Source organism: Clostridia bacterium (assembly GCA_034926675.1).
In the GTDB taxonomy this organism is placed as follows: domain Bacteria; phylum Bacillota; class DTU025; order DTU025; family DTU025; genus JAYFQW01.
Genome location: JAYFQW010000062.1, coordinates 12,357 through 30,484 on the forward strand (window position 1 = coordinate 12,357; position 18,128 = coordinate 30,484).

At 60.4% G+C, this 18,128-nt stretch carries 12 protein-coding genes; 2 read left to right on the forward strand and 10 right to left on the reverse strand.

The window, feature by feature from the left end; all coding sequences use genetic code 11:
- Positions 1-178: 178 nt before the first annotated feature.
- The 10 genes from VB144_13200 to VB144_13245 form a co-directional block, all read right to left on the reverse strand.
- Positions 179-1,642: a HAMP domain-containing sensor histidine kinase gene (locus tag VB144_13200; GenBank protein MEA4884583.1), complete on the reverse strand. Its 1,464-nt coding sequence runs from the start codon at positions 1,640-1,642 to the stop codon at positions 179-181.
- Positions 1,643-1,715: 73 nt separating this feature from the next.
- Positions 1,716-2,621, reverse strand: coding sequence for a hypothetical protein (locus tag VB144_13205; protein ID MEA4884584.1), 906 nt, complete (start codon positions 2,619-2,621; stop codon positions 1,716-1,718).
- 20 nt (positions 2,622-2,641) lie between these two features.
- Positions 2,642-3,877: a secretin N-terminal domain-containing protein gene (locus VB144_13210; protein ID MEA4884585.1), complete on the reverse strand. Its 1,236-nt coding sequence runs from the start codon at positions 3,875-3,877 to the stop codon at positions 2,642-2,644.
- 61 nt (positions 3,878-3,938) lie between these two features.
- Positions 3,939-5,588, reverse strand: a complete 1,650-nt coding sequence (locus VB144_13215; protein MEA4884586.1) for a hypothetical protein — start codon at positions 5,586-5,588, stop codon at positions 3,939-3,941.
- 199 nt (positions 5,589-5,787) lie between these two features.
- Complete coding sequence (locus VB144_13220) at positions 5,788-6,495, reverse strand: hypothetical protein (GenBank protein MEA4884587.1); 708 nt, start codon at positions 6,493-6,495, stop codon at positions 5,788-5,790.
- 91 nt (positions 6,496-6,586) lie between these two features.
- On the reverse strand, positions 6,587-8,374 hold the full coding sequence (locus tag VB144_13225; protein ID MEA4884588.1) for a hypothetical protein: 1,788 nt from the start codon (positions 8,372-8,374) through the stop codon (positions 6,587-6,589).
- Positions 8,375-8,655: 281 nt separating this feature from the next.
- Positions 8,656-9,882, reverse strand: a complete 1,227-nt coding sequence (locus VB144_13230; GenBank protein MEA4884589.1) for a polysaccharide deacetylase family protein — start codon at positions 9,880-9,882, stop codon at positions 8,656-8,658.
- A 4-nt stretch (positions 9,883-9,886) separates the two neighbouring features.
- Positions 9,887-10,450 carry a PRC-barrel domain-containing protein gene (locus tag VB144_13235; protein MEA4884590.1) on the reverse strand — a complete coding sequence of 188 codons (564 nt, stop codon included), beginning with the start codon at positions 10,448-10,450 and terminating at the stop codon, positions 9,887-9,889.
- A 7-nt stretch (positions 10,451-10,457) separates the two neighbouring features.
- A complete protein-coding gene (locus VB144_13240) occupies positions 10,458-11,348 on the reverse strand; it encodes a hypothetical protein (GenBank protein ID MEA4884591.1) in 891 nt (296 codons plus the stop codon).
- A 266-nt stretch (positions 11,349-11,614) separates the two neighbouring features.
- Positions 11,615-13,243 (reverse strand): transglutaminase-like domain-containing protein, encoded by a 1,629-nt coding sequence (locus VB144_13245; protein ID MEA4884592.1) that lies wholly within the window; start codon positions 13,241-13,243, stop codon positions 11,615-11,617.
- Between the two features lie 350 nt (positions 13,244-13,593).
- Between VB144_13245 and VB144_13250 the strand changes: the two genes are divergently transcribed.
- Both VB144_13250 and VB144_13255 read left to right on the forward strand, forming a co-directional pair.
- The gene (locus VB144_13250; GenBank protein MEA4884593.1) at positions 13,594-17,172 is read left to right on the forward strand and encodes a DEAD/DEAH box helicase; all 3,579 of its coding nucleotides are present in this window, start codon (positions 13,594-13,596) and stop codon (positions 17,170-17,172) included.
- A complete protein-coding gene (locus VB144_13255) occupies positions 17,165-18,112 on the forward strand; it encodes an SWIM zinc finger family protein (GenBank protein MEA4884594.1) in 948 nt (315 codons plus the stop codon). Before VB144_13250 ends, VB144_13255 begins: the two co-directional genes overlap by 8 nt.
- The last annotated feature ends 16 nt before the right edge of the window (positions 18,113-18,128 follow it).

Genomic DNA, 18,128 nt, shown 5'->3' on the forward strand with positions numbered 1-18,128 from the left:
GGAGCAATTTCGCTGCCTATCAGCGGAATGGCTCGCGAAAGGGAGGGGTAATGTCATAATGAGGAGTTGGTGGAGGTTTAAGGCTGCGCAGATGGATTCTGCAACTTTATGCAGCCGCAGAATCACCGCTCTTCGGAGGCGCGCTGGACGGTATTATTACCAGCCGCCCTGTTTGGCGCTACGATGATTGTCGTGCCGATGGAGCTCCTGCAGGAACAGGGAATGGGGCAGTCTCCACCCTTCCCACCCTCGGCATCTCCACCGTGAATGTAACACCACCGTCTGGGTTGTTCCTCGCCCTTAAGGACCCACCCTGGCTTTCTATGAGGGTTTTCGATATTGCGAGGCCAAGCCCGGTCCCGTCGGGCTTGGTGGTGAAGAAAGGCTCGAAGAGACGGGACATGATCTCGTCGGGGATGCGCGGACCGTTGTCGGTGACCTCTATGAGCACCTTCGAGTTGCCAGCCTTCGAGCGCACACTGACCTTTGGGTCCGGTTCATCAGATGCAGCCTCCACTGCGTTCTTGACCAAGTTGAGCAATGCCTGCCCGAGCTGATCGGGGTCACACCATACGTTGACATCCCCTCCCTCGTACGACACAAGAAGCGCCGTCCTGGCCTCGTCTGCCACTGCAGACCCTTCAGCTCCCACGCTGCCAAGGATCTCGCCGAGGGGAGCGGACACAAGCTTCGGCTCACGCGGCCTGGCGAACTTCAGGAAGTCACTCGCCAGAATGCCCATGTGATCCATTTGCCTAACGATATTCAGCAGCCACATCCGCTTCCGCGGGTCGGTCTCCGCGGCCAGGATGAGCTGCGCAACGCCTCGCGATACGGTAATCGGATTCCGCATCTCGTGGACCACGCCCGCAGCGAGCTGCGCCGTAGCTGCCGACTGCTCCACTGCACGCTGGCTCGCCGCAGATGCCGCATTCGCCGTGAGAACCTCACGCCGCTTGCACTCGGTCATCAACGCCCATGCCCCGACGATGAGAGCAGCTGCCGACGCCACCGCCGCTCCGAGGAGGCCCCAGGCTGAGGCAGTGGTTCCGATCATCAGATTGGGAACGTACGACCTGGCCCACACATGCCCCACGATCTCGCCGTCCCTGTGCACGGGAAAGGTCTGAGTGGCAGTGCCGCCTCTCCCGTGCACCCTCACGCCAGACGAGGAATATGAAAGTTCAGGACGGCCAGTTTGGTAAAGGCGGAACTCCGCTTCCGGCTGGGTCAGGAAGAGCCTGCCTGCATCGAACCCGGGCCCTGCCGCAGCCTCAATCCCCAGTTGCCTCACGTAATACCCTGCCTCCACGCCTGGGAAGGCCGAGCACACGTTGTTCACCACCGGCTGGAGCGCGGAATGCAGCAGTGCTGCCTGTTCCTGCGGAGCATCCGCCGTTGCGTCCTGCTCCTCGAGAATCTCCTGATATGATCCATAAGTCGAGGCAAGTTCCAGATCGAGAAGACGGCATATGGAATACAGCTGCCGCTCACCCGCCTGCCGCTCCGCGCCGGCAAATCCCCGATAGCCGAGCCCGGCGACAATCAGAGCCGGCAAGAGCGTCACGGCGAGTATCCCCGCATACACCTGCCATGCGTATTGGCTGGGAAGAAGCCGATCTCTCAGGCCTATTCGCGTCAAGATGAACACCCCTGACCCTGAATAGCATTCCTCACAGGAACGCGCCTTTTGTCACTGCCGCAGTTCGAGGCGCCTAGAACTTTGCTCCAATAGTGACGCAATGGTTCGATGCAGCGCCCGCCTCCCAGGTCAGTGCGTACCCGAAGTCCACCTTCCCAGCTCTGAACCCCAGCCCTCCCGTGTACGACATCTCCACGCCTTCGGTCTTCGGGGATGCGATCGCCCCACATCGCAGAGCGAAGCGATCGCGGATCCACACCTCAACGCCCCCGGAGTACCAGGGGTTTCTCGTGCTGTCTCTGCCGAAGACATCATGGGCGTCAACAGCAAGGGTGATCGGTTTCAGCGGCCTGAGCGCAAGCCCAAAAGAGACCTCCGGCACGAAATCCGTCTCCATTGTGTTCCCATCGCCGAACCTGCTGGCCGTGATGCCCGACGCCATCACGCCCGCGGAGAAGGCTCCGAACTTGAGGGCAAGACCTGCGTCGGTGGTCAGTGTCTGCACTGTGGAATCTGCAATCCTGGCGTAGCCTATCCCCAGCCCCAGTGCGTACCGGTCGCCTAGCTTCTTGCCGATGCCATAGCCAAGGTGCATCACCGCGGGCTCCGCGCCGGCAGGGCGCCTGTAGGCGATGGATAGACCTCCCGCCCCGATTCCGCGGTCCACATCGCGAACTCCGGCAAATAGAGTGCCGCCATCCGCTGTCGAACCGCCGATTCCGATGCCAACTAGGCCGGAGATTCCGTCAACCCCGAAACCAAACGCAGCCGGGTTCGCACAGGCGGGGTTGGGCAGATCCAGGACCCCCACGTAGGTCCAGCCCATGCCGACCAGGCGGGCGTCTGGCGGAAGCGGGCCTCCATAGGCAAGCGCAGGAGCCACAAACAGGGCCAGGCAGAACAGGAGCGAAAGCCCCGTTCCCAGTACCGCCCTGCCGACCACAGCCAGCCGACGCCCCTCAACGAGACATGTTGCCATCTTGTTCACCTCGCCTCTCCTTACTTGCCCTGATACACAATGGTCGGAGTGATGAATATGACAGTCTCCGTCTCCACGGAAGCCTTCTTGGAGTTGCCGAACAGCAGCCCAAGCACAGGAAGATCCCCGAGGATCGGGAACTTGCTCTTGGATTCGTACTCCGACTTCAGCTTCAGCCCACCGATTACCAGAGTCTCGCCATCGCGGATCATTACGGTCGTCGACACCTTGCGCCTGTTCACAACGGGCAGCCCGTTGGTGACCTCAACCGCGTCCGAGACCTCGGGCTCGATCTTCAGGATGATCTCGCCGCTCTCCGTAATCCTAGGAGTGAACTTGAGCGAGATTCCGGTCTTGATGGACTCGAGACGCGTAGTCGTTGAAGTCTCGCTTACCGATGTCGAGACGGTGATGTACTTCTCGCGCCCCAGGAATATCTCGGCCGTCTCCCCATCCATGGCCATCAGCTTGGGTGTGGCATTGATCTCGGCCTTGCCCGAATCCACCAGGCATTTCAACGCCCCTAGCACGTGGCTTAGGCCGCCGGCCACGTTGAGTTTGCCGCTCCATATTCCAGACACGAAATCGACGAACCCAGACGCCGGAAGAGTCGAATCTCCCTCGCCGCCGCTCCCCTCATACCGCCAGTCGGACTTGAGCGAGTTGCCCGCATCGGCAGTCACCTCTACAACCAGCGCCTCCATGACCACCTGCGCAGATGGTTTGTCCATCTTCGCCAGGTCAGCCTTGACTCGATCGATCACCGCCTGTGTGCCAGTAATCGCGATCATGTTGCTGGCAGGGTTGACCTTGACGTTGGGCGCAAAGAAGTCGGACAGCAGCTTCGCCGCGGCATCTGCCTTTACGTACTTGAGGTTCACAACCTCAGTCCTGGTGAACAGCGGGAACGCCGGGTTCTTTGCGTCGGGCGAACCGACTATGTAGTAATCCCCCACCCGAACCCATGTGTAGCCGAGCGGAGCAACGATCATGTCCAAGGCCTGCTCCAACGGCACGTCCACCAATTCCAGGGTGACCCAACCCTGAACGGCCGGTTCGGCCAGAATGTTGATGCCCGTCTGGGCGGAGATACTGCGTAGGACGCCTATTACGTCCTCACTGTCGAATACGTTGGTGACCTTCGTCTCCTCCGCCCACAGACCAGCGGGGAGAATGAGTGTTACTGCGATCAACGTCACAGCTAGAACAAGCGCTCTGCCCGCACGCGCCGTCGACAATGTCTTGCCGTTTGCCATTGTAGTTCCCTCCAATTTCCAATTGCCTTGTCATACAGGCCGCCTCAAGGCAGGCGCCGCCCTACTTGACTGTGAACTCTCTCGTTGCATATAGTGGGGATTTGCCTCCGTAGTTCACGAGAAACTCCACCACGTAATCCCCTGGTTCAAGGCGACCCGAAATGGCCACGTTGAACGCTCGCGTGCCGCCGGGCAACACTACGTTCTCTTCTTCTCCGAGGTCCACTGAGTTGACATTCACGAGCGAACCCGGGCCCACGTATTCAATGCCAGGGACGCTTTCGGGCATGACTCGCTTCTTTATTGTCACAGACGCCCTGGGTTTCATGTGGATTGACCCAGTGTTCCTGAGGGCAGCGCTGAAGACCATCCCCACGGAAGGCCCACCATCCTCAATGGCAATGGGGGAAAGCTCTCCAGTAGTCTCAAACTCCTTGCCGACTTTGAGAAATACAACCGCGCCGCTCTCGCCTGACCATGTCGGAGTCTCACCTGTCGATACCGGCGTTGCCGTGAAGATCACATTGGCGTACTTGCCGCCCGATTCGCCCTTGGGAATGGAGATCATCATACGCACAACCTGACGCGACCTCGGCTTGATCTCGGCTGCATTGGGCCGCAGTTCGATCCAGTCAGCACAACTAGATGTTGACGGTTCCAAGCCCTCGAAAATGAGCTCGCCTTCCTCGTCGTAGGCAAGCGGAATCGCGCGGCCTTCGATTCGGATTGTCTGGTCGGAGCGGTTTTCGATGACCAGAGATTTCGCTGCGGTAGCGCCAGCAGGATAGCTCAAGTCGAGGTCCCCAGGATCGACAGAAAACGGCGCGATCACCGCTGCCGTCTCGGCCCTGGCGACTTCCGTTCCGCTCGCCCCAACACTGAACGGGATCTTGGCGCTGGCAGGCCTCATTCCCCCGTACTTCACAGAAATGTCGGCGATGTAGTCGCCTGGAGCGAGGCCGCCAGGCAGAACCGATCCAAGGCTTATGGCAGCCCCTGGCAGCACGACGCCTCGGCCTGCGCCAAGCGGGATCTCCCTCAGGCGCTTTCCTGCAGAATCACGCAGGATCATGCTCCCCTGGGCAAACACGTGGATGGCGCCTTCGTTCTTGACTTGGGCCGTCAGTATGATGGCCTGCTTGCCGTATGCGCTGGCGTAAACAGGCTTTTCACTGGCGTGTGTCACCTTGAACCCCGTCACGTCGAGCCGCTTTTTCACTTGACGCGCAGGAATGGAAAGCTCCACAACTGTCACAAATCTTTGCACAAACTTCGTAGAGGCAAGAGCCGGTTCGCCCTTTCTCTCCTCCGGAACGAGCTCGAACACGACCGCAGCGTACCTGCCGCCTGACGCTCCACGGGGCACTGTGAGGGTTCCCTTTACGGCGAAGGCCCCGCTCGGCCCTATCGTGGCCTTATCTGCCGAAAGCTTTATCCATTTGGCGCACGAGTGTTCTGCGGTTCCCGCGCCGAACACTTCATAGTCACCGTTGGGCTTCTGAGCCAGGTCGGCGGTGTATATGAGGAAGTCCGCGGTTACCGCTTTGCTTTCGTTCATCATGATTACTTCAAATGTGTTCACAGATCCGGAGGCTGCCGTCAACTCCACAAGCATGGGAGTGAAACTCAAAGATATCTGCGCACCGGCATAGCCGCCGACCATTGCAAAGACGGCGGCCAGGCTGATCAGCGCAGGAATCGCTCTCTTCATTAGGGTGCGTCCGCTTTCTACCACCCTGCCTCTACATCGAAGAGACTTCAGTCGGAGGTGCATTACAGGTTCTCTCCTTCCTGTTCGGAAGGGGGCGGCCAGGAAGGCCACCCCCCGGATCTCAGACTCACCCTAGTGGATACGAGATGCTAATGCCGACTGCCATCGGTAGGCAGTCTGACTTCGGACCTGACCTGGGTTACACCTGCGGGTTCGCCCAGGTGCCGTTGACGCCATCAACCCAGAGCTTGATGTTCTGTAGCTTGAGTGTGATAGTCGCGGTGTCCTCGTATTCGCAAGAGGAGTTGCAGTTCTCCACCACTATTTTGTTGAGGAGCTTCGTGCTCATGCCGCCATGTAGGGCAGCGCTGTCGAGGATCAGGTCATCGTCTGTGTTCAAGTCCACAGCTCTTACCCATCCGTTTCTCTCCGCTGCCACAATATCTTCGCCGAAGCTATAGTAGGTGTCGATGGTCCGTTTGACCCCTGCTCCTGTTTCCAGGTACTGAAGGTCAGCAAACCCCTCATAGTCGATTAGCACATCGTTGTTGCTCTTCAGCGTGAACTCAATGCAGTCTGCAGCATATGTGCCAGGCTTCAGTATGCGCCAATCCCAACGAGTCCCGCCGATCGTCCAATCGGACCACTGCGCCATAGAGGCATGATGCGTGAAGTCGATAACCCAGTTCTCCTTGTTGCACGAACCCTGCGTGGGGCCAGAACGCCAGCAGCGAGCAAGGGATGTGACGTCCCCTGACGGATGGCTCACCCATGCGCCGTTCACCATTTCCCAGTGCTCCACCTCGACAGCGCCAGCCGGCAGTTCCTGACCGGGGTTGTAGGCCATCGCCATGGCCGGCACAAAGACAAGCGCCATGATCGCGAACAGGACAAATAGTCTCTTCATTAGTGTCTAGCCTCCTTGAAGTATTGATTCGGGCTGCGCTGACGGGCTCCGGCCCGTCGAGGTTCAGGGGCTTCTGGTCCCCGTCCCCTTCCTAATTGTTGCTGACTATGAAAGTGATCACCCCCTTGTTCTCATACTCAGCGGACGAATCTTCCTCGCCCACACTTATCCTTGACCACATTCGAACCGCATTTGGGTTCGACAGGTCGATTGTCTGTGATGTGCCGTTCAGGCTTGCCGCGGCATGCCAGCCCGCCGCCTCCGCAGCGGCCAGATCCTGACCAAAACCGTAATCCGAGGCCACCGTTCCCGACTCTCCATCCGTCCTTGCGAGATTCGCAAACTCGCTAAACTGGATCGAAAGCTTGCCACAGCCTGTGGCGCTAATCTCCGTAGCGAGCGCCCCATATGTCCCTGGCTTGCGCACGCGCCAGTCGAGCCGAGTTCCGCTCATCGTCACTGTCGCAGCCGCCGTAGACCCAACCCTGACATAGACAGGATCCAGCTGGATGGGTTTCGGAACGCCGGCCACGATAGGAGTGAGAGACATATTCTCGCAAAACACGTGGTCGCCAGCTGACGTGTAACCGCCGGCGTGAGTTCTCACCTTCAATAGCAGCGATGCCAAGCCACCGTAGAATGGCCTAGGACAGCCCCATACGACTAGCGTCTTCCCTGTAGCCGGATTCTTCACAATGGCGGGCGCGGGCACACTGCCCGATGGCCACATGTCCCAATACTCCACCTCGAGTTCCGGGCCGAACTCCATGGTCATCAGCCATGATTCCCACAAGGGGTTGATCGCGTTGAGCACCATAGGACTCACGTACCACTCTGCGTACTGTCCGGCTGGCGCCATAAACCGTTCCCCGTCGTCTGACACATTGGGAGTAACGCCGTCTCCATACCATGAGAAGTAGAATAGTGGATCATATCCTAGCACGTACTTTGCCCCGATCTCATACCCAGGAACGGATGGGATTCTCCCTATCACCACACGGCCTTGCTGGCTCGCGGATGGCTGTGTCACAAGAGGCTGCTCAGCCCCCGGACGTATCGGAATCGGTCTCTGCGGAAAGGGCCTTTCCGGCAGCAGCAGTCCACTCTCGATCGGCTTTGGAGCTACGTCGTATGGTCCGGCATCTGTCCGCAGGGCGGCTGGATTCACGCGGGCGATGACCGAGCATGGGGCGGTGTCTCTTACCTCGTTCTTGCCGAGCAGACGGTATGTAAGCTGAAACCCAGTGTCGATGGAATACACACCTTCCTCGGCAAACTCCGCCCGGCCTGCACTCTGGTTCGTAGCTGCCATGAGTTCGGCCCGTGCAGCCTCGCCTGGCCCCAGGTAGCCGATATCCCACGTGAAACCGTTGCTGGCCGGCAGCAAACCTTTGACGTCTCCATCCACAATGCGCGCGTCTCCGACCGACCGGCCAGTCAACGTTACCCGAAAGGCCTTCCCAAACTGGTTATGGACGCGGACATCGGTCATTGGCACATCGTTGGGATTCCTCACCGTCACGATGGCCTTCCACTCTAGCCTGCGTCCCAGGGGAGCTATGAACAACCGCGAATCGCTCGTGGTGATTTCTCCCGACACCGGCACGAACTCCGCGCTGATCTCGGCACGGCTCAGATCTGGTTCAAACACCGCCTTGGCAGTGATTCCGATTGCGGTACTGCTGCCATTGCCCCACCCCTGCGCAGTACCAGCAGCGATCATCGAAGCATACGCATTCACCGGCTCCAGCTGGGTCCACGCACCGGGCTCCGTGAGACGGTAGACTGTCTGGTTCGTGCCGGCCGCAAAAGCCGGCAACACAATCAGCAGCGCAATCATGATCATCAGTGTCCGGCGCAACTGTCTTCCGTCTGCCATCTGAAGCCCTCCCAGTAACCCCGCATTTATCGTAATCTTCCGAATCATGTGTCTACAGTGCGGTCGTCCCTTTTCTCCATGCCCGCCCTCGTTCTACCCTGTGGCGGCACGGACTGACTCATCTATCCTCGAATGGCCCATTTATGCCCGATACCTGGCGTAACGGCGCTCACTCCGTTGCCAGGTATCGGGGAAGAGTATTCTGCGGTGCTTCGGGCAATCCTTCCTAGAAATTCTGATGGTTTGCGCTGCACGGCCGTGTTGTCCTGCCATATCCCACGTCAATCGAGGCCTAGGTGCTGATACAGCTCGGAAAGAGTGCAGAACTTGTAGCCTTGTCGTTTGAGCGCGGGGATAATCTCGCGGACTGCCTGGACCGTCGCGCCCCTCGGCCCTCCCCCGTCGTGGAGGAGTATGACAGAGCCGTTGGAGATGGGCCTTCCGATCACCTCGGATACTATGCGAGCAGCCCCTCTGATAGACGCAGCTCGGCTATTGTCCCAATCGCGCGGGTCCACATTCCACAGCACGAGCGTATGCCCGGTATCCCGCGCTGCCCGAAGGGCGCCGTAATCCAGGGCGCCCCCTACCGGCCTGAACCACTTGGTAGGGCGACCGGTCGCGGCCTTCACCACATCCGATGTCCGAGTGATCTCAGCCTCCATCTCCTTGTGATCTGACCCCGCGGATAGTAGGTGGGAGTAGGTGTGGTTCCCGATCTCGTGTCCTTCATCTGCGATCCGTTTCAGCAGATCCGGATGGGCCTCCGCCTGCGAACCCAGCACGAAGAAGACCGCGTGGGCCTTTTCCTCTTTTAGTGCGTCGAGGATTCCCTCCGTATAAGGAGACCTGGGGCCGTCGTCGAAGGTTAGCACAACGATCTTCGATGGGCACGTGTACTGAAACCTCACCACCCTCTCTGGCACAGCAGGGCTCGTCTCCTTGGCGCCAAGCACCTTCCCTGTTGACACGCCCCGCCTCAGCAGTGCCTTTGCAGGGCGCCCCTGCCTCTGAACCTCTACGAATGAGCCGCTCCCGGTCACTTGCAGCTGCGGGTCGCAGGCAGTCGCCTCCACCCTCACATCCTCCACAATAGCCGACCCTGGAACCACCGAGAGCCTGTCGAATGGCCGCGCCCTCAGGCCCCGGGGAGCCTCCACACCGTTCAGCATGCACCTGGAAGGCTGGCCGCCTCCCTGTTCCAGAAGAGCCCCGTCCACATCCACAAGATCCCCGGGCGACGTATCGATCCCGGCCGCCCGTATGAGCCCGTCCACCGTGTTCCAAGGTGATGCCGTCACCCGATGATCGCACACGTAGACCGGCACCCCGAAGGTCGCCAGCGCAGCGACTGAGCAGACTACAGCGACGGCTGCGAACGTCGCCGCCGCTGCTCCAGCCCGGGCCATCACGGGGATATACGCCCGGACGCCATCCGTGAACACCGGTGGCGATGTCCTTCGGGCGCCAGTGTTCCATCCAATTCCTACAAGGCTCGGCGCGCCCAAGCGGCTATCCCTCCAGCGTCAGTGCCTCACGCACCGCCGAATCGCACGATTCGACTCTCCGTGGAAGCTCAGTGGCGTCATGGACAACCCTGTCGCCTGCGTCTGCTGCAGCCACCAGAACCTGCCTGCCTATGGTTATGACCTCTCCAGCTGGCAGCACCCCGGAGGCGCCAGCGATGTCCACCTCGTACCCGGCTATCCGACCAGCATCGATATCGATGATGATCTCCTTCACAGTACCGAGGAAGTGCCCGGTCCGGGTCATGACCTTCGTTCCACGCACCTCGCCCTCAGATCGGGCGATGGCTGCAAGCTCAGGAAGCGCAGACATCTCCACCAGGGACGAGCTGTTCTCAATCACGATGGCATCCTCGCCCACACCCTGTATCAAGGCGAAAGGCACCACCTTGGGCGCAAGGAATGGATTAGAACTCCCCACTGCTACTGCGGCGATCTCGCCGGAACCGGTGTTGATCACGAGGCTTCCAACGCGTCCGATCTCCAAGCCTTCCTCGATTGTGATAACTGGCCTTCCCACCAACTCAGCACTGCGCTTCACATCGCTCATGTCCTCGCTACCTCCTGAGCATCGAATCGATCTTTGCCAGTTTCCGCTGGGCATGTACAGCGAGAGCATCCACATCCATCCGGGCATCTGCGGAAGCCGCGGTCGCTGCAGCACGCCGTGCGTGCAGGTATCTCTGAAATGACACCAACTCCTGTCGGAGCCTAGCGTTCCGCCCCACATCTGGGCGGACAAGAAGCCTGATCGTGATGGCGAGGGCCATATCGAAGTCACTCAAATCGGTGACCGACTGCGCAAGCTCCACAAGAGCATCGCACAGGCCATCAGCGGGGCGCACCGACGTCGCCTGCCCAAGTGCGCATGCCACCGCCTCCATGCCGCGACCCCTCCTCGCCAGATCCTGCGCGACGCTAAGCACCGATCCTCCAAGCGCCTCAGGCTGCTGCCAGACCGCGCCCACGCCCTCCACTTCCCTTGTGGCGACCTCGCCTGTAGAGAGGCTAGGTGCAGCCTCAGCGCTGGCTGCGAATCCGCCGTTGGAATCAGTCGCATCGTGAACACAGTTCACAGCCTCAACTGTGTCGACCCCATCCGAACTGGCAGTGATCTCAGCGGCTGCTGCATCAGCGGAGGCGAGCCTCGACGCGTGCGCCATGTCTATGGTCTTGAGGCCTGCAAGCCTACGTTCCATAGTCACCGCCACGGCTGCCGACATCAAGGCCGCAAAAGCAGCGAAGGCCAGTATGGCCTGGAAGTGAATCCGAGACGCAGCTACGAGAAGGACCAGGATGGCACAGGTGGCAGCGGCTATGACCTGAGCTGCGACGTAGGCCTGGCGCGATATGCGGTATTTCGCGGGCAGACGGGAATACAGAAGAGATGACGAGATGATAGTTGCGAGCACGCTCGTCCCCAGCACGATCCCCACGAACCTCCCCATCGTTCCAACCTCCCCATCGGATGAAAGATCGGTGAAATGGGGGTGCTTCCATCCAGTGGGCAATGGATTTCGATGTGGGCCTGGTTTATCCCTTCCCAGCTACAAGCGGGATATTGTGCGGTAAACCCCCGGGATCTTGCGTAGTTCGAGAACTGCCTCACACGCGCGCCAGGCGATCGAGGAGAGCCGTGCATCCATGGCAAGATATGCAGAACTCGCAGACATGCCAGACGTCTGCGAGATATTCCAGCGCAATCTGTAATGCCCTACCTGGCGTCTCCGAAATGCCCGAGGGCGAACGTCTCCGGAGATGGGTCGAAATACGCATTAGTGTAGCGCCTTACGAAACTCCAGCCATCAGAGACGCCAGAGTCCCAAGTGGCGTCCATGAGCACCAGTCGCCCGTTCACCAGCACCTCATTCCAGGCGTGCAGTACGACTGATGAGCCGTCATCGCCCATTCCCGTCACAACCCACGCAGGAATCCCCGACGCTTTCGTCAGCGCTGCAAGGAGGTTTGAGTAGCCCAGGCACACTGATTGCCGACGTGCGAGAGTCGACATGGCGTCGGCAGGTCCGGGGAGGCCGCTTTTGGCGCCTGCAACATCATAGTCGATGTTTCGGGCAACCCAATCGTGGATAGCTTTCGCCCGGTCGTAGGGGTCATCGGCGCCTGACGCTATGGAGAGAGCAAGATCCTGTATCGTCCTGTAGCAGGAATGGATCACCCATTTCTCAGTCGGTTCAGGTTCAGCACGGGGGCGCACGACCACAACGGTGTAGAACCGCGTTGGCTGGAAATCGGCGGCCTTCACCGCCTCCCCTACAGCCAGGGCAAAGAGCTTCATGCCCTCAGGCGGGTTGATCCACGCTTCCCATTTGCCGTCAACGATTGGAACCTCTATCGTTTGTATCACGTGGTCGACAGGCGCGGATCCGCTGCCCTTCTTCTCTTCGCGCCCGCGCACCTCTATCCTCACACCGGTCGGAGATGGTCCTTCCCGCCTGCTCCCATCGCGGTAGCCACCTGCAAGTCCCCGGAGCTTGAACCTTCCGACAGCGAAGATGGATCCCCGCTGGTATCCGGGTTCGATCATGCTCACTGGCGGACGCTCCGCGATCACCCGGTACACCGCGACGCCACGCCAGGTTCTGGCGTCTACCTGCTTGGACGCCAGCTTCACCTCGCATGGTCCGAAGCCTGCCTCCAGGGGGATGCATAACTCGAACAGGCCATCTGGTCCAGCAATCGTGAAGTAGGTCCTCAGCTCGGAGGTGGCAGTGTTCTGCACAGTCGCCCTCACTCGCGAGTACTTCGACCAGCCCTTCACGACGAGTTCATCCACAACCGAATTCGACTCCGACCTCGGGGAGCTGATCGTGAGGTCCGTCCCGTACCCCACGTACTCAGCGGGGACAAGCGGTATCGACTCCGCCGTGTTCACAACGCACATGCTGCATACCACTATGTACGAAGTCCGCCCGGGAGGGCGCACCGCCATGCTTACCGAATACCTACCTGGGCCATCCATCAGCCAGATCGTCCCTGAGAACTTCCCATCCGGCGCCACCGTCAGCCCGATGTTCCGTGCTTCTCCCGTGTCCTCCCTCGCGCAGATCGCTGCCACATCAGGGTGCTGCGACCATCCGGACACCGAAAAGCAGGCCTTGGCCCTGTTCTCAGAGGACGTAGGAGCAGTAAGAGTGAGAAGACTGCCGTAGCCTACGTAGGTCTCGAACGTTGATCCGGTCTCGGGAATAGTCGAAGGCGTTACGGTTGACGCAGGCGCGGCAGTGGCCCATGCCAGCGGTCGCACCATTCCGATGAGAACAACACTCCCTAGGATGGTCCACAGCCAGAATAATGCGGCGAATTTACGCCCGGACCAGTGCATGTCCACACGCCCTCTCCAGATCTCCCGAAACGGGATCACACCTAGACGCGTACATGCTACTGACCGCAGGACCGAAAACCGTGTAGATCCCTCTCGATTCCGAACCCAGAAATGCCAGCGGATAAATGCAATCCTCTGCGATTAGTGAGCGAATACGGACTGGCAGTTCACTATTCAGGGAGCGCCGCACGGCGTTATGCGATTTGTCCATCCCGGGCTGCACCTTCTTGCAGATGAACAGGTCCATTCTCGCAAGACTGCGACGCTGCCATCTGCGCCCGTAGACAAAGGTCTCCCGCAGTGCTATTGATATTTTGGGGTATGTTATCCGTCTCAGGAGGCGTGCGCTATTGCTGGTTCTTCATGCGACATGGTTCAAAGGCGAGCTCTGCATATGGGCAGAGGACCCCGGCCTCATCACCGAAACATCTCCGGGCGCCGGACGGCGCCGCGCCGGGTCATGCGGCCGTCCTCATCCGTTCGCCGCCAGGATCGTGCCTATTGCGTGGGCAGTGGAGCAGATGGGTCCGGCATCAACGACAGATGAAGCTCAGGACGCCGTTCTGACAGTGACCCTTCCTTCCACGCGCCGTGAGCCGCTGCCAAGCCAGGAGCTAGCGGGGATGGCCAGTAGAAACTGGTCTGCGCCCCTCGACGGATCCGCCGAGGGCCCGGAGGTCTCGGAGATCTCGGAAGTCTCGGAGGTTCCCAGGATACGCACTGCCCGAGGGTCGAAGCCCTCCGCGAAACCAGGCCGAGGAGCAAGTCCAGTATCCCTCGCTGCCTGGACCGTCGCTGCGCTTCGCGTTCCGCCCGAGCCCGCCCTCGAGTACCTGGCAGGCATCGCCGTTTCCCAATTGGATGGCGGCAATCGGCGGGATATCGCCTCCACGCTGGACGACCAGTATCCACTGGCCGGCGCATCGCTCCACTTCTGGGCGGATGTCGCCCGCCTTGCCCTTGACATCCTGGCTGATGGCCAGTACGCTCCGGATCTGTCCTTCGGCAGTGAGGCCGCCGGCGCCCCGTTCCACGGCAAAGCGGACCTGGGCCCAAACCACTTTCAGCCCGACGTTGTCATCGGATCAGGCCTGGAAAGCGCCGCCGCAGTGTGGGTTCCGCTGCTGAATGACACAGCTGTCCGCTCCAGGGTGAGGGTTCTCTCTCAGGCCTGCCCACCAGTTTGCATGGCATGCCCAGAGGATCCGATCTCCACCGATCCGGAGGCAATGATCACCGACTTCCTTCGCACCGTCGTTGACTCATTCGTTCGGCAACACATGAGCAAGCTCCAACGGAGCATATGGGCTGGCAGCTCCAGCGCGCTCGCTCTCAGCCACCGGACTGGGCCAGGGCCACTGTGGCTTCGATGGGCTCGTGCTCTGGCGTCGTCGCATCCTGGCATCGCAGCCACATCCGCAGAGATCGCCAGGTTCTCTGCGGAGGTTCATTCGTGGATCGAGGGTCTCCCGATGGCGCCTGTGGGCGACTCCTTCCGAACCTGCTTCCGGCTTGAGCCGCCGGCGTCGCCGGCTGCCCCCAATGATCGTGAGCCTTCTCCCGACCCGGACCATGCCGGCAATCCAGAGGCCGACGCAGGCGCTGACTCGGCCCCCGATGCCTGGACGATTAGCTTCCATCTGCAGGCATCCGATGATCCGAGCCTGCTGCTGGACGCCTGCACACTGTGGCGCTCCGGAGTGCAGGTCGGTCTTGTGGCCGACCGCTGGTTGCGCAACCCGCAGGAACGCCTCCTTGCAGACATATGGCGCGCCTCCGCCTTCGCTCCTGAGCTGAAGCGCGCCCTTAACGACCCAATCCCCATAGGCTGCGAGCTGTCGCCCAAGGAAGCCTACCGATTCCTCAAGGAGAGCGTCCCCCTCCTGCAGCAGGCAGGCTACGGAGTGCTCGTGCCTCCGTGGTGGAACAATCGATCCGCCCGCCTGGGCCTGAGGATCCGCCTGAAGCCAGCGGCAGGGCCGAAGCAGGCAGGTGCATCACGCGGACTGATGAGCGCCTCATCACTGATTGACTACGATTGGAAGGTCTCCCTCGGCTCGGAATCCATCTCCCCGGAGGAGTTCGCCCGCCTCGCCGCCTTGAAGGCGCCCCTGGTGCAGATCAGAGGCCAGTGGGTGGAACTGCGGCCGGAGGACATCGAGGCCGCACTGGCATTCTTCAGAAAGCGGAAGTCCAGAGGCATCAGCCTGGCTGAAGCCTTGCGGCTTCAGTTGCATGCTGAAGCGGGTGAAGCACTTCAGCCAAGCGATCATCCAGTGGGCGGCGCCGAGGCGACTCTCCCAGTAGTAGAGGTGGAATCTGAGGGATGGGTCTCAGACCTCCTGGCCGGCCTATCGCCAGGCGTCAGGATCGAACGGGTTCCAGCTCCAGCCAACTTCGTGGGCACGCTGCGCCCCTACCAGGAACGGGGGCTCTCGTGGCTTGCCTTCCTCAGCAGGCACTCCCTTGGAGGCTGCCTCGCAGACGATATGGGCCTCGGCAAGACGATTCAGGTTATCGCCTTGCTCCTTCACGAACGGGAGGATGGGTGCAGCCCTCACCTGGAAAAGCAAGGCCAGGCCGAAACCTCGACCCAGGCCTCTGAAGCTCTTCCGTCTGCTCAGGCGACGCTGCCAGGACCCACACTACTGGTCTGCCCAATGTCGGTAGTAGAGAACTGGAAGCATGAGCTTGCGCGGTTCGCGCCGACACTCCGAGTCATGATCCACCACGGCTGCCTGCGCCTATCAGGCGAGGACTTCGCCCGGGACGCGCAAGCCGCGGATATCGTAGTAAGCACCTACGCACTGGCCAACCGGGACCGCGAGGATCTTGCCAGAGTGAACTGGGAGAGAATCGTCCTGGACGAAGCGCAGAACATCAAGAACCCCGACACAAAGCAAGCTAAGTCCATACGCTCGCTTTCGGCCAGGTGTCGGCTTGCACTTACGGGAACGCCGGTCGAGAACCATCTTGGGGATATGTGGTCGATCATGGAGTTCCTGAACCCAGGCTACCTTCCAGGCCGGGCCCGCTTCAAGGAACGATACGCCACGCCTATCGAGAAGGATGGGGATCAGGAACGAAGCGAGGAGTTGCGCCGGATGGTCCGACCCTTCATACTTCGCCGAGTGAAGACCGACCCCAGCGTAATCCAGGACCTCCCCGACAAGATCGAGATGAAGGTGTTCTGCAGCCTAACCCGTGAGCAGGCCACATTGTACCAGGCGGTTGTAGATGACATGACGCACAAGATCAAGACCCTCGAAGGGTTCCAGCGGAGAGGCCTGATCTTCTCGACGATCATGAAGCTCAAGCAGATATGCAATCACCCTGCCCAGTTTCTGCAGGACAGGAGCGCCCTCCATGGGCGATCAGGCAAGCTTTCCAGGCTCGAAGAGATGTTGGAGGAGATCATCGAGGCAGGAGATCGGGCCCTCGTGTTCACCCAATTCGCTGAAGCGGGCAAGCTCCTCCAGCCCTACCTCCAACAGAAGCTGGGCCGGGATGTTCTCCTGCTGCACGGGGGAACGCCGAAGCCGGAGCGGGATGCAGCAGTGGCACGCTTCCAGGATCCCTGCGGTGAAGCGCCGGTATTCATCCTCTCCATAAAGGCAGGGGGTGTCGGATTGAACCTCACCCAGGCGAGCCACGTGTTCCACTTCGACAGATGGTGGAATCCAGCTGTGGAGAATCAGGCTACCGACCGAGCGTTTCGGATCGGGCAGGTCAGGAATGTGCAGGTTCATAAGTACATATGTGCAGGCACTCTGGAGGAGAGAATCGATCAGATCATCGAGGATAAGAAGGCCCTCGCCCAACAGATAGTGGGGGCAGGCGAGAGCTGGCTCGCCGAGCTGTCCACCGACGATCTTCGCGGCCTTCTGGAACTCACGCCAGGCGCGATGATGGAGGAGTCGAATGTCTAGACGAAGCAACTGGTGGGATTGGGGATCGACACCGGATGGGCCGATTCCCGTAGTAGGAGGAATCAAGGCCCGCAGCACGCGTGGCAAGATCGGCGATACCTGGTGGTCGCAGCATTGGCTGAACTCACTGGACATAAGCAGCATCGGCGACAGGCTCGCGAGAGGCAAGACCTACGCACGGAAAGGGCAGGTGTTCTCCCTTCAGATATCCCCTGGCAAGGCAGAGGCATTCGTTCAGGGCGCACGGACCAGGCCGTATCGAGTCTCTGTTAAAGTCAAGGCGATAAGCAACAGGGACTGGGCCAGGGTGTACGCCCTCATGTCTCAGCAGGCCAGCACCGCGGCTCAACTCCTCGCCGGTGAAATGCCTGCCGACATCGAGGACATCTTCACAAAGGCCGGGGTCTCGCTCTTCCCCCAATCCCCCGACGATATCTCGACCAACTGCAGCTGTCCGGATTGGGTAAACCCGTGCAAGCACGTCGCCGCAGTCTGCCTCATCATGGCCGAGCAGTTCGACCGCGATCCGTTCATGCTGTTCACCCTCAGAGGACGGACGGCGGCAGACACAGTGAAGGCACTCCGCGATGCCAGGCACGATGCTTCAGAAACGCGCAAATCCGCCGAACCGGGGCCAGATCTCGGTGCTGACAATGATCGAGGCTGCCCTGCAGACGGCGGCACTGCCGCTATCGCTGAGATTCCGCCAATCGAATCGCGCCTCTCTGATTTCTGGCTCATGGGCAGCGACCTCACCGAGGCAACCGCTCAGGTCGCCGCTCAGAGCTTGGCGGCCAAAGACCCGACCACGATCATCCGACTCATGGGGCCTCCACCGTTCGGAGAGGGCGCGTCGAGCCTGCCAGAGGCGCTCGCCCGAGGGTATCAGGCGGTAAGCCACGCAGCACGCGCACTCTCCGGGCATCGAGACAGGACGTGACGCGCGCCTCGCGCCA

Excerpts from the sequence above, each read along its gene's own strand:
- VB144_13205 (MEA4884584.1), bottom strand. The coding sequence starts at position 2,621 with ATGGCAACATGTCTCGTTGAGGGGCGTCGGCTGGCTGTGGTCGGCAGG.
- VB144_13210 (MEA4884585.1), bottom strand. The coding sequence starts at position 3,877 with ATGGCAAACGGCAAGACATTGTCGACGGCGCGTGCGGGCAGAGCGCTT.
- VB144_13215 (MEA4884586.1), bottom strand. The coding sequence starts at position 5,588 with ATGAAGAGAGCGATTCCTGCGCTGATCAGCCTGGCCGCCGTCTTTGCA.
- VB144_13220 (MEA4884587.1), bottom strand. The coding sequence starts at position 6,495 with ATGAAGAGACTATTTGTCCTGTTCGCGATCATGGCGCTTGTCTTTGTG.
- VB144_13225 (MEA4884588.1), bottom strand. The coding sequence starts at position 8,374 with ATGGCAGACGGAAGACAGTTGCGCCGGACACTGATGATCATGATTGCG.
- VB144_13235 (MEA4884590.1), bottom strand. The coding sequence starts at position 10,450 with ATGAGCGATGTGAAGCGCAGTGCTGAGTTGGTGGGAAGGCCAGTTATC.
- VB144_13240 (MEA4884591.1), bottom strand. The coding sequence starts at position 11,348 with ATGGGGAGGTTCGTGGGGATCGTGCTGGGGACGAGCGTGCTCGCAACT.
- VB144_13245 (MEA4884592.1), bottom strand. The coding sequence starts at position 13,243 with ATGCACTGGTCCGGGCGTAAATTCGCCGCATTATTCTGGCTGTGGACC.
- VB144_13255 (MEA4884594.1), top strand. The coding sequence starts at position 17,165 with ATGTCTAGACGAAGCAACTGGTGGGATTGGGGATCGACACCGGATGGG.